We start from the raw sequence: 12,103 nt of genomic DNA on the forward strand, positions 1-12,103 counted from the left end.
GGGGGATAATGCGCGGCCTTGTACCTTTCGAGCGCTGCCATGACCCCGCCTTTCGACCCCGCCCGCCAGCAAGCCAGCACGGTGTGCCTGCCACCCGGCAACTGGGCGACGGTGCTCGATTGCCTGTGTGACCATTTCAAGGCCATCGATCGTGCGCAGTGGCTTGACCGCTTTGCCCGTGGCCGGGTGCTGGATGCCCAGGGGCAGCCCATCCCTGCCGAACTGGCTTACCGACGTGGCATGCGCTTGCATTATTTTCGCGAGGTGCCGAACGAACGGCCCATTCCAGTACAGGAGGCCGTGCTGCACGTGGATGAGCACCTCGTGGTTGCCGATAAACCGCATTTTCTGCCGGTTACACCCACCGGTGAATATGTCGAGCAGACCCTGTTGCGCCGGCTGATCCGGCGCCTGGACAATCCGCACCTGGTGCCATTGCACCGTATCGACCGGCATACCGCAGGGCTGGTCCTGTTCTCTGCCAACCCGCAGACCCGCAGTGCGTATCAGCGCTTGTTCCCCGAGCGACGGATCGACAAGCGCTATCAGGCCATCGCCGCTGCCATGCCGCAGCATGAGTTCCCGCTGGTGCATAAAAGCCGCCTGGTGCATGGCGAGCCGTTTTTCCGCATGCATGAGGTCGAGGGCGTAGACAACAGCGAAACCTTTGCCCAAGTGCTGGAAACGCAGGGCGAGCTGTGGCGTTACGGCCTGTCGCCTGTGACCGGCAAGACCCATCAGTTGCGTGTGCACATGGCGGCGTTGGGGGCAGCGATCTGCAACGACCCGTTCTACCCCGAACTGCTCCAGGTCGAAGACGATTATCAGAAGCCGTTGAAGTTGTTGGCGCAGAGCTTGCGTTTTGATGACCCGTTGACGGGGGAAGAGCGGTACTTCGAGAGCCGGTTGCGCCTGGACTGGTAACGCACCAGTCTGCCATTCGCGGTCTCTGTAGGAGCAGCACAAGGCTGCTCCTACAAAAGCGCCGCGCCTCAGCGTTTGAAGCGCTCCACCAGCGAGTACAGACGGGTAACGGACCAGTCTGCCATTCGCGGTCTCTGTAGGAGCAGCCTTGTGCTGCGAAGAAGAGGCCGGTGCAGGCAAAGCAAATCTCTGCAGCCCACCCCGGCCTCTTCGCAGCACAAGGCTGCTCCTACAAAAAGCGCCGCGCCTCAGCGTTTGAAGCGCTCCACCAGCGAGTACAGACGGGTAACGCACCAGTCTGCCATTCGCGGTCTCTGTAGGAGCAGCCTTGCGCTGCGAAGAAGAGGCCGGTGCAGGCAAAGCAAATCTCTGCAGCCCACCCCGGCCTCTTCGCAGCACAAGGCTGCTCCTACAAAAGCGCCGCGCCTCAGCGTTTGAAGCGCTCCACCAGCGAGTACAGACGGGTAACGCACCAGTCTGCCATTCGCGGTCTCTGTAGGAGCAGCCTTGCGCTGCGAAGAGGCCGGTGCAGGCAAAGCAAATCTCTGCAGCCCACCCCGGCCTCTTCGCAGCACAAGGCTGCTCCTACAAAAAGCGCCGCGCCTCAGCGTTTGAAGCGCTCCACCAGCGAGTACAGACGGGTAACGGACCAGTCTGCCATTCGCGGTCTCTGTAGGAGCAGCCTTGTGCTGCGAAGAAGAGGCCGGTGCAGGCAAAGCAAATCTCTGCAGCCCACCCCGGCCTCTTCGCAGCACAAGGCTGCTCCTACAAAAGCGCCGCGCCTCAGCGGTTGAAGCGCTCCACCAGCGAGTACTGGCTCCCCGCCGTGCTGGTCAGCTCTTCGCTGAGCTGTGCCGAGTGCTGAGCCTGTTCGGCGGTCTGGTCGGCCAGTGTGGCGATGGTGCTGATGTTGCGGCTGATCTCGTCAGCCACAGCGGTTTGCTCTTCGGTAGCGGCCGCGATCTGGGTCGCCATGTCGGTGATGTTGGCCACCGCTTCGCTGATCCCGACCAAAGCCTCATCGGCCTGCATCACCCGGTCGACCCCTTCCTGAGCCTGGCGATGGCCGGTTTCCATGGTCAGCACCGCGTTGCTGGCGGTCTGCTGCAGTTTGGCGATCAGGTTGTGGATTTGCCCAGTGGACTCGGCGGTGCGCTGGGCCAACTGGCGGACTTCGTCGGCCACGACGGCAAAGCCACGGCCCATCTCACCGGCGCGGGCCGCTTCGATGGCAGCGTTCAGCGCCAGTAGGTTGGTCTGGTCGGCGATGCCTTTGATCACATCGACCACACCGCCGATTTCGTCACTGTCCTTGGCCAGTTGCGTCACTGTCTGGCCGGTTTCACCCACGGCGGCCGACAAACGCTCGATGGCCTCGCGGGTCTCACCGGCAATCTGCCGGCCCTGGCTGGTCAGGCGATTGGCTTCCTGGGTGGCGTCGGCGGTGCGCTGTACGTGGTTGGCCACTTCCTGGGTGGTGGCGGCCATCTGGTTGACGGCGGCTGCCACTTGTTCGGTTTCCACGCGCTGGCGCTCGAGCCCGGATGAGCTCTGATGGGCCAGGGCGTCGGATTGCCGTGCCTGTTCGCTGAGGTGTTCGGCACTGTCCTGCAGGCGCGTCAGGCAGGTCTTCATGCGTGCATCCTGGCTGAGCATGGCCATTTCCAGGCGGGCCTGAACCCCACGGCTGTCGGTGTACATCTGCGCGATCAGCGGGTCGGAGGTGGTTTGCTCGGCCAGTCGTAGCAAGCGCTTGAGGCCACGCTGTTGCCAGGTCAGGCCGAGCAGGCCGAGTGGTACCGACAGGGCGGCGGCCAGGCCGAAGCCCCAGGAGTGCCCCAGCCAGTTGCCGATCAGGAAGCCCACCTGGCTGACCAGGATGAACGGCAGCCAGTCCTGCAGAATCGGCAGCCACTGATCGCGACGTGGCACCGCCGACTTGCCCTGGTTGAGGCGCTGGTAGAGGGCTTCGGCACGGCGGATCTGTTCGGCGGTGGGCTTGACCCGCACCGACTCGAAACCGACCACCTGATTGTTGTCGAAGACCGGCGTGACATAGGCGTTGACCCAGTAGTGGTCACCGTTCTTGCAGCGGTTCTTGACGATGCCCATCCACGGCTGACCTTGCTTGAGGGTCTGCCACATGTGGGCAAACACCGCGGCCGGCACGTCAGGGTGGCGCACCAGGTTGTGCGGCGCGCCGGTCAGCTCCTCGCGGGTGAAGCCACTGATGTCGATGAACGCATCATTGCAGTAGCTGATCACGCCCTTGGCGTTGGTGGTGGAGATCAACCGCTGCTGGGCAGGGAAAGTCCGTTCTCTCTGGGTAATCGGCTGGTTGTTACGCATGGGTCGGTAATCCGCAAGAATCCGCAAGGCTTTGGTGAGGTATCGGCAAGCTACTGGTTTTATTGAATGGATATTTAATGTGCTTGATTTGTGGCAATGAGCCATCTTCTGATTTGAGCTAGTGAGCGGCTGATTTCGATGAAGATAGCGGCATTATTGCTAATTTACGACGTGCGGGTCGGATGATGACTTAGCGGGCGGCAAAGAGCCAGCATGCGTGAAGGGAGGGGGCGTCTCTAGGGCGTTGGCGTGTATGAGGTCGAGCGCCGCCTGCGCGGCGATTCGCAGCACAAGGCTGCTCCTACAGGTGTTCCGGGCCAGTTACGCCTGTGCCGGCGCGCGACCGCTTCAGGAAAAATTGGCCCAAAAAAATGTAGGAGCAGCCTTGTGCTGCGAAGCGCCGCGCAGGCGGCGCTGGATCTCAAGAGCGCAGCTAAACCACGGCTAAACCTACCCCCCAGCAATCAGCTGACGTAACACGTAATGCAAGATCCCCCCTGCCTTGAAGTACTCGACCTCATTCAAGGTATCGATCCGGCACAGCACGTCGATCTGCTCCTGTTGCCCGTCCTCACGAGTGATGCGCAGTTTCAGGCTCATGCCCGGCCGAATGTGCGCGTCGTTCAGGCCCAGCACATCGATCTTCTCTTTTCCGGTCAACGCCAGTTGCTTACGATCGTGCCCGGCGTTGAACTGCAACGGCAGCACGCCCATGCCCACCAGGTTTGAACGGTGGATACGCTCGAAGCTTTCCGCCAGTACTGCCTTGACTCCCAGCAGGTTGGTGCCTTTGGCGGCCCAGTCGCGGCTGGAGCCGGTGCCGTATTCCTGGCCGGCGATTACCACCAGCGGTGTGCCGTCTGCCTGATAGCGCATGGCGGCATCGTAGATCGACAGTTTTTCGCCCGTGGGCACGTACAGGGTGTTGCCGCCTTCCTCGCCCGCGAGCATCTCGTTGCGGATACGGATGTTGGCGAACGTACCGCGCATCATCACCTCATGGTTGCCCCGCCGCGAACCGTAGGAGTTGAAGTCCCGCGGTTCCACACCCTTGTCGCGCAGGTAGCGCCCGGCAGGGCTGTCGGCCTTGATGTTGCCGGCCGGGGAGATGTGGTCGGTGGTGACCGAGTCGCCCAGCAGGGCCAAGATGCGTGCCCCTTGGATGTCCTCGATCGCTGGCGGCGGCCCGCCGATGCCGTCGAAGAACGGCGGGTGCTGGATGTAGGTGGACGCGTCCTGCCAGACATAAGTGGCCGCTTGCGGCACCTCGATGGCCTGCCATTTCGCATCGCCCTCGAAGACTTCAGCGTACTCTTTGTGGAACATCGCGGTGTCGACCTTGGCCACGGCGGCGGCGATTTCCTGCTGGCTGGGCCAGATGTCGCGCAGGTACACCGGCTGGCCGTCCTTGCCGGTACCCAGCGAATCGCGGGTAAGGTCCACGCGCACACTGCCGGCCAGGGCATAGGCCACCACCAGCGGCGGCGACGCCAACCAGTTGGTCTTGACCAGTGGGTGCACGCGGCCCTCGAAGTTTCGGTTACCCGAGAGCACTGAGGCCACGGTCAGGTCGGCGCTGCCGATGGCTTTCTCGATCGCCTCATCGAGTGGGCCGGAGTTGCCGATGCAGGTGGTGCAGCCATAGCCCACCAGGTCAAAGCCCAGCTTATTCAGGTACGGCGTCAGCCCGGCTGCCTCGAAGTAGTCAGTCACCACCTTGGAGCCAGGGGCGAGCGAGCTCTTGACCCAAGGTTTGCGCTGCAGGCCTTTTTCCAGGGCCTTTTTCGCCACCAGCCCGGCGGCCATCATCACGCTTGGGTTGGAGGTGTTGGTGCACGAGGTGATCGCGGCGATCACCACAGCGCCATCACGCAGGGTGTGGGTTTGGCCTGCGTGGCTGTAGTCGATTTCGCCCGCCTGGTCGGCGTTGCCCACCGCCACACCGCCACCGCCTTCACTTTCCAGGCGGCCGACTTCCTTGGCCAGCGGCTTGGGCTGCAGTTCGATGAAGTGGTTGAACGCTTGGCTGACCTGGCCCAGGGCGACGCGGTCCTGAGGGCGCTTGGGCCCGGCCAGGCTGGCCTCGACCTCGTCCATGTCCAGCGCCAGCGTGTCGCTGAACAGCGGTTCCTGGCCTGGCTGGCGCCACAGGCCCTGTGCCTTACAGTACTGCTCGACCAATTGTACCGTTGCCTTCGGGCGGCCAGAAAGCCGCAGGTAGTCGAGGGTCACCTCGTCGACCGGGAAGAAGCCGCAGGTGGCGCCATACTCCGGAGCCATGTTGGCGATGGTGGCGCGGTCGGCCAGGGGCAGGTCGGCCAGGCCGTCGCCGTAGAATTCGACGAACTTGCCCACCACGCCCTTCTTGCGCAGCATCTGCGTCACGGTCAGCACCAGGTCGGTGGCAGTGATGCCTTCACGCAGCTTGCCGGTGAGTTTGAAGCCGATCACTTCCGGGATCAGCATCGACACCGGCTGGCCGAGCATGGCCGCCTCGGCCTCGATGCCGCCAACGCCCCAGCCCAGCACGCCCAGGCCGTTGATCATGGTGGTGTGCGAATCGGTGCCGACCAGGGTGTCGGGGAAGGCGTAGGTGCGGCCGTCTTCGTCGCGGGTCCAGACGGTGCGGCCCAGGTATTCCAGGTTGACCTGGTGGCAGATGCCGGTGCCCGGTGGCACGACGCGGAAGTTGTCGAAGGCGTTCTGGCCCCAGCGCAAAAAGGCGTAGCGTTCGCCATTGCGCTGCATCTCGATGTCGACGTTCTGGGTGAAGGCCTCCGGGGTGGCGTAGCGGTCGACCATCACCGAGTGGTCGATCACCAGGTCGACCGGCGATAGCGGGTTGATCCGCTGCGGGTCGCCACCGGCCTTGGCCATGGCGGCACGCATGGCTGCGAGGTCGACCACGGCGGGCACACCGGTGAAGTCCTGCATCAGCACCCTGGCCGGCCGGTACTGGATTTCCCGGTCGGAGCGGCGCGCTTCCAGCCATTGGGCGATGGCGCGCAGGTCGTCGCCGGTGACGGTCTTGCCGTCCTCCCAACGCAGCAGGTTTTCCAGCAACACTTTCAGCGACATGGGCAGGCGTTGCAGGTCGCCCAGCTGGCGAGCGGCCTCGGTAAGGCTGTAATAGTGATACGTAAGGTCATCGACCTTGAGGGTTTTGAGCGTGTTCAGGCTATCGAGCGAGGGCATTGCCAACTCCTTCTGCGCCGGTGCCCGGCAAATCAGGTGTTTGCCGGTGTCACCGCTCTGTTTCGATCCGCACGGTACGGACCTGGCTGAATGGTCAGGTTAGACCGGTTTGGCTTGGCTGACCCTTTTCTGGACCGGCGGGACGTGTCGCAGGTTCCGAACTTCCTTTATTATCGCCGCCCTGCCGGCGCCTGTTGCGCGCCCGCCGTCGTGGAGTGAGAGATGAGTACCCTGTTCATGCATTGCCGGCCCGGTTTCGAGGGCGAGGTCTGCGCCGAAATCAGCGAACACGCTGCCCGCCTGGGGGTTGCCGGCTATGCCAAAGGCAAACCGCAGAGCGCCAGCGCCGAGTTTGTCTGCACCGAGGCCAACGGCGCCGAGCGACTGATGGGGGAACTGCGCTTCGCTGAGCTGATCTTCCCGCGTCAGTGGGCCCGCGGCGGTTATGTCGAGTTGCCAGAAAGCGACCGCATCAGCGTGTTGCTGGAGCACCTGGCCGACCTGCCTGTCTTCGGCAGCCTGTGGCTGGAGGTGCTCGACAGCAACGACGGCAAGGAACTGTCGACGTTCTGCCGCAAGTTCGAAGTGCCCTTGCGCAAGGCCCTGGAAAAGGCCGGCCGCCTGGTCGAAGACGCCAGCCGCCCGCGGCTGTTGCTGACCTTCATCACCGGCCGGCGTGTGTTTGTCGGCCTGGCCGCAGGCAACAACAGCGCCCTTTGGCCGATGGGCATCCCGCGTCTGAAGTTTCCCCGTGAGGCGCCCAGCCGTTCAACCCTCAAGCTGGAAGAAGCCTGGCATCAGTTCATCCCCCGCGAGCAGTGGGAGCAGCGCCTGGGCGACGACATGACCGGGGTCGACCTGGGCGCCTCGCCGGGTGGCTGGACCTACCAGCTGGTGCGCCGCGGCATGCTGGTCACCGCCATCGACAACGGCCCGATGGCCGAAAGCCTGATGGACACCGGGCTGGTCCAGCACCTGATGGCAGATGGGTTTACCTGGCAGCCGAAGCAGCCGGTGGACTGGATGGTTTGCGACATCGTCGAGAAGCCGGCGCGGACCACTTCGCTGATCGAAACCTGGCTGGGTGAAGGCCTGTGCCGCGAGGCGGTGGTCAACCTCAAACTGCCGATGAAGCAGCGTTACGCCGAAGTGCGGCGCTTGCTCGACCGCATGGAAGCCACGTTCAAAGCGCGCAAGATCCGGGTTTCGATCGCCTGCAAGCAGCTGTATCACGACCGTGAGGAAGTGACCTGCCATCTGCGCAGGCTGGACCTGAAGCCGCGTTGAGTGCAAGTGCGGCGCGTGGCCCTTGGTCCGTGCCGCACGATGCGCGACAATGACGATCATTTTTGGAGCCACCCATGACTGACTTCACCCCCGACGCCGTCCTCGATGCCACCGGCCTGAACTGCCCGGAGCCTGTGATGATGCTGCACCAGCACGTCCGGGACCTGGCTGCCGGTGGCCTGCTCAAGGTCATCGCCACCGACCCGTCGACCCGCCGCGACATCCCCAAGTTCTGCAACTTCCTCGGCCACGAACTGCTGCAGCAGCAAGAGGACGCCGGCACCTTCCTGTACTGGATCCGTAAGAAAGCCGACTGAGCCGCTCTGGAACACGCCGCGCGTAGCGCCTACACTGCGTTCCCCTGACAGGAGAGCGCCATGCTGATAGTTGCCGACGAGAACATTCCGCTGCTCGATGCCTTCTTTGAAGGTTTCGGCGAGATCCGCCGCTATCCGGGCAGAAGCCTCGATGCCGCCAGCGTCAAGGACGCCGACGTACTGCTGGTGCGTTCGGTGACCAAGGTCGACCGCCAACTGCTCGAAGGCAGCCGGGTGCGTTTTGTCGGCACTTGCACCATCGGCACCGACCACCTCGACCTGGATTACTTTGCCGAAGCGGGCATCCACTGGAGCAGCGCCCCAGGCTGTAATGCCCGCGGTGTGGTGGACTACGTGCTGGGCAGCCTGTTGACCCTGGCCGAGCTGGACGGTGTGGCGCTGCCCGCGCGCACGTATGGCGTAGTGGGCGCAGGGGAGGTCGGTGGCCGCCTGATGCGTGTACTGCATGGCCTGGGCTGGAAGGTGCTGGTGTGTGACCCGCTGCGTCAGGCCGCCGAAGGGGGCGATTACGTCAGCCTCGAGACGGTGCTGGAACAGTGCGATGTCATCAGCCTGCACACCCCCTTGCAGCGCGGCGGCGAGCACCCTACCTGGCACCTGCTGGGCCAGGCGCAACTGGCCCAGCTGCGCCCCGGCGCGTGGTTGATCAACGCCAGCCGTGGCCCGGTGGTGGACAACGCGGCCTTGTGTGAGCTGCTGCTGGACCGTGAAGACGTGCACGCCGTGCTTGATGTGTGGGAAGGCGAGCCGCAGGTCGACCTGCAACTGGCCGACCTGTGCACGCTGGCGTCGCCGCACATCGCCGGCTACAGCCTTGATGGCCGGCAGCGTGGCACGGCGCAGATCTATCAGGCGCTGTGCCGTTTCCTCGGCCAAGCTGAGCGCGTGAACCTGGCCGACTTGCTGCCCAAGCCGCCGCTGGCGCAGATCGAGCTCGATGCCAGTACCGACCCGGCCTGGGCCTTGGCCACCCTGTGCCGCGCCGTGTACGACCCGCGCCGTGACGACGCGGACTTCCGCCGCAGCTTGAGCGACGACCCGGCCGAGCAGCGCGCGGCTTTCGATCAGTTGCGCAAGCAGTATCCGCCGCGGCGTGAGGTCGAAGGGCTGGCGGTGCGGATTCGTGGCGAGTCGCCGCAATTGGCGCAGTTGGTCAGTGCGTTGGGTGGCGTGTTGGTCTGAGTGACGGGCAATAAAAACCCGGCGCACGCGCCGGGTTGTAATGAATTCGCCGATTAGCCCTTCTGGGCTTTTCCGACCCGGCTTTGTTCCAGTTTCTCGCAGGCTTTCTGGATCATCTGCTCGGTGATCGGAACCTCGCGCCCCTGGGCGTCGATGATCGAACCGCACGCCTGAGGTTGCGGGGTGTTCTGCGGTTTTGCGGTGTCGCTGCCATGTTGCAAGCTCATATCGGTCTCCTCATCAGGTTCAAACTCAGGGTAACCCTGTGCGATGACTGGCCAGTGACAGCCCCTTGGACGTCACGGCAGAAACAGTCCAACAGAAACGGCGCTAAAGCTCCAGAGGCTGTTTAGATCGAAAAGCTATAGCCACCCTCGGGCGCTCCTCCCGTGCCGATGAGTGGTAGTCTGCTGCATCCTCGCCGTTTTGGTTGCCGCCATGCCCGAATCCGTTTCTGCAGGTCAACGTCGCGCTTTGCGCCTGAGTTGGCAATTCGTTCGCCCGTACCGCCGGCAGATGCTGCTGGCGTTGCTGGCCTTGGTGGTCACCGCTGCTATCACGCTGTCGATGGGGCAGGGCATTCGCCTGCTGGTGGACCAAGGTTTCATGACCCGTTCCGCGCACCAGCTCAACCAGACCATTGGCCTGTTCCTGCTGCTGGTGCTGGCACTGGCAGTAGGGACGTTCAGCCGCTTCTACCTGGTCTCGTGGATCGGCGAGCGCTGTGTGGCTGACATTCGCCGCGCGGTATTCGATCATCTGGTCGGCCTGCACCCAGGCTTTTTCGAAGACAACCGCAGCTCCGAGATCCAGTCGCGGCTGACGGCCGACACTACGTTGTTGCAGTCGGTGATCGGCTCTTCGCTGTCGATGTTCCTGCGCAATGCCTTGATGGTGATCGGAGGTGTGGTACTGCTGTTTATCACCAACCCCAAGCTGACCAGCATCGTGGTCGTGGCCTTGCCACTGGTGCTAGCACCGATCCTGTTGTTTGGCCGTCGTGTGCGCAGCCTGTCGCGGCAGAGCCAGGATCGGGTGGCGGATGTCGGCAGCTACGTGGCCGAGACCCTCGGGCAGATCAAGACCGTCCAGGCCTACAACCACCAACCGCTCGATCGCGAGCTGTTCGCGGGCACTGTCGAGGCGGCCTTCAACGTGGCCAGGCAGCGTATTGCCCAGCGTGCCTGGCTGATCACCCTGGTCATCGTGCTGGTACTGGGCGCTGTGGGCGTCATGCTCTGGGTGGGCGGCATGGACGTGATCGCCGGGCGTATTTCGGCAGGCGAACTGGCCGCCTTCGTGTTCTACAGCCTGATCGTCGGCAGCGCGTTCGGCACCCTCAGCGAGGTGATTGGCGAGCTGCAGCGTGCCGCAGGCGCGGCCGAGCGCATTGCCGAGCTGTTGGCGGCGCGCAGTGCGATTCTGCCGCCCCCCGTAGCGGCTTCGCTGCCGCACGGCCGTGTGAGTGGGCATATCGAGTTACAGCAGGTGCACTTTGCCTACCCGTCACGGCCCACAGTCGCTGCCATCGACGGCCTGAGCCTGACAATCGAGCCGGGGCAGACCGTGGCGCTGGTCGGGCCTTCGGGCGCTGGCAAATCCACCCTGTTCGACCTGCTGCTGCGGTTCTACGACCCTCAGCAGGGGCGCATCCTGCTCGACGGGCAGGCAGTTACCGAACTCGACCCCGCCGAGCTGCGCCGGCAGTTCGCCCTGGTGGCGCAGAACCCTTCGTTGTTTCGCGGCACGGTAGAGGCCAACATTCGCTATGGCCGGCCAGAAGCAACGCTGGCGGAAGTCGAAGCAGCGGCCCGTGGTGCGCATGCTGACGGGTTTATCCAGCAGTTGCCGCAGGGTTACCAGACACAACTGGGGGAGGGCGGCATTGGCCTTTCTGGCGGGCAGCGGCAGCGCTTGGCAATTGCCCGTGCGTTGCTGGTAGATGCGCCGATCCTGTTGCTGGACGAGGCCACCAGCGCCCTCGACGCGCAAAGCGAACACCTGATCCAGCAAGCCCTGCCCAGCCTCATGGCCGGTCGCACGACGCTGGTGATCGCCCACCGCCTGGCCACGGTGCAGCACGCTGATCGCATCGCGGTGATCGACAAGGGGCGCGTGGTGGCAGTTGGCACACATCGCCAGCTGATCGAAGAAAGCCCGCTGTATGCCCGGCTGGCCTCGCTGCAGTTCACCACAGGCTAGCCTGTCTTGGTTTTGTAACATTTCTGTAGGAATTGCCTGACACTATTGGCTTCAACTGTTGCGCAAGTGCTCAAGCTGGCTGCTATCGAACGATGGCAGCCTTTTTTTTGCGCGAGCGCTGCCGGTGTGCGCTGTTCCTTCCCTACTGGTCTTGAGATCTGCGATGTTGCGTAAATCCCTCAGAGTGCAAATTCTCTCCCTGCTTGGCGGCAGCCTGGCAGCCATGCTGTTGATCGCCCTGGTGTGTTTCCAGTTTCTGTCTTCCAGCGTGCGCGGCTATGCCGAGTTGGTCGATGGCCCGCTGCGCGCTTCGCAATTGATCGATGAAGCCAACCTGCAATTCAAGATCCAGGTGCAGGAATGGAAGAACGTGCTGTTGCGCGGTCGCCAGCCCGCCGAGCTGGACAAGTATTGGCAGCAGTTTCAGGCGCGCGAGCAGCAGGTTCAGCAGTTGCTGGGGCAATTGATCGACAGCAGCGACGCCAGGCTCAAGGCCCCCTTGCAGCAACTGCGTGACAGCCATCGGCAGTTGGGCCAGGCCTATGCGCAGGGCCGCCAGGCGTTTATTGCTGCAGGGGGCGACCCGGTAGCAGGCGACCTGGCGGTCAAGGGCGTGGACCGTGCCG

At 63.6% G+C, this 12,103-nt stretch carries 8 protein-coding genes; 5 read left to right on the forward strand and 3 right to left on the reverse strand.

Translation table 11 applies throughout. The features are described from left to right. Positions 1-39: 39 nt before the first annotated feature. Positions 40-924, forward strand: a complete 885-nt coding sequence (locus LOY53_RS07965; protein WP_252827183.1) for a pseudouridine synthase — start codon at positions 40-42, stop codon at positions 922-924. Between the two features lie 783 nt (positions 925-1,707). Here the strand turns inward: LOY53_RS07965 and LOY53_RS07970 are convergent. Further along, positions 1,708-3,273 (reverse strand): PAS domain-containing methyl-accepting chemotaxis protein, encoded by a 1,566-nt coding sequence (locus LOY53_RS07970; RefSeq protein ID WP_027596650.1) that lies wholly within the window; start codon positions 3,271-3,273, stop codon positions 1,708-1,710. Between the two features lie 450 nt (positions 3,274-3,723). Then, entirely contained in the window at positions 3,724-6,468 is a 2,745-nt protein-coding gene (acnA, locus tag LOY53_RS07975; protein WP_258703827.1) for an aconitate hydratase AcnA, read from the reverse strand. A 222-nt stretch (positions 6,469-6,690) separates the two neighbouring features. Here acnA and rlmM point away from each other — a divergent pair, with 222 nt between their 5' ends. From rlmM to pdxB, 3 genes are all read left to right on the forward strand, one after another. Beyond that, entirely contained in the window at positions 6,691-7,755 is a 1,065-nt protein-coding gene (gene rlmM, locus LOY53_RS07980; protein WP_027596648.1) for a 23S rRNA (cytidine(2498)-2'-O)-methyltransferase RlmM, read from the forward strand. A 74-nt stretch (positions 7,756-7,829) separates the two neighbouring features. Then, positions 7,830-8,072 carry a sulfurtransferase TusA gene (gene tusA / locus LOY53_RS07985; RefSeq protein WP_027596647.1) on the forward strand — a complete coding sequence of 81 codons (243 nt, stop codon included), beginning with the start codon at positions 7,830-7,832 and terminating at the stop codon, positions 8,070-8,072. Positions 8,073-8,132: 60 nt separating this feature from the next. Further along, a complete protein-coding gene (gene pdxB / locus LOY53_RS07990) occupies positions 8,133-9,275 on the forward strand; it encodes a 4-phosphoerythronate dehydrogenase PdxB (protein WP_252827185.1) in 1,143 nt (380 codons plus the stop codon). Positions 9,276-9,328: 53 nt separating this feature from the next. Here pdxB and LOY53_RS07995 read toward each other — a convergent pair whose 3' ends face one another. Then, entirely contained in the window at positions 9,329-9,502 is a 174-nt protein-coding gene (locus LOY53_RS07995; RefSeq protein WP_172960377.1) for a PA1571 family protein, read from the reverse strand. 211 nt (positions 9,503-9,713) lie between these two features. Between LOY53_RS07995 and LOY53_RS08000 the strand changes: the two genes are divergently transcribed. Then, positions 9,714-11,477 (forward strand): ABC transporter transmembrane domain-containing protein, encoded by a 1,764-nt coding sequence (locus LOY53_RS08000; RefSeq protein ID WP_258703828.1) that lies wholly within the window; start codon positions 9,714-9,716, stop codon positions 11,475-11,477. Positions 11,478-12,103 lie beyond the last annotated feature (626 nt).

The sequence above is a fragment of the Pseudomonas sp. B21-031 genome (genome assembly GCF_024748985.1).
GTDB classification, from domain to species: domain Bacteria; phylum Pseudomonadota; class Gammaproteobacteria; order Pseudomonadales; family Pseudomonadaceae; genus Aquipseudomonas; species Aquipseudomonas kermanshahensis.

Bases quoted from the DNA above. Each gene is read 5' to 3' on its own strand.
- LOY53_RS07995 (WP_172960377.1), bottom strand. From the start codon at position 9,502: ATGAGCTTGCAACATGGCAGCGACACCGCAAAACCGCAGAACACCCCG.
- LOY53_RS07970 (WP_027596650.1), bottom strand. From the start codon at position 3,273: ATGCGTAACAACCAGCCGATTACCCAGAGAGAACGGACTTTCCCTGCC.
- acnA (WP_258703827.1), bottom strand. From the start codon at position 6,468: ATGCCCTCGCTCGATAGCCTGAACACGCTCAAAACCCTCAAGGTCGAT.
- tusA (WP_027596647.1), top strand. From the start codon at position 7,830: ATGACTGACTTCACCCCCGACGCCGTCCTCGATGCCACCGGCCTGAAC.
- LOY53_RS07965 (WP_252827183.1), top strand. From the start codon at position 40: ATGACCCCGCCTTTCGACCCCGCCCGCCAGCAAGCCAGCACGGTGTGC.
- rlmM (WP_027596648.1), top strand. From the start codon at position 6,691: ATGAGTACCCTGTTCATGCATTGCCGGCCCGGTTTCGAGGGCGAGGTC.
- pdxB (WP_252827185.1), top strand. From the start codon at position 8,133: ATGCTGATAGTTGCCGACGAGAACATTCCGCTGCTCGATGCCTTCTTT.
- LOY53_RS08000 (WP_258703828.1), top strand. From the start codon at position 9,714: ATGCCCGAATCCGTTTCTGCAGGTCAACGTCGCGCTTTGCGCCTGAGT.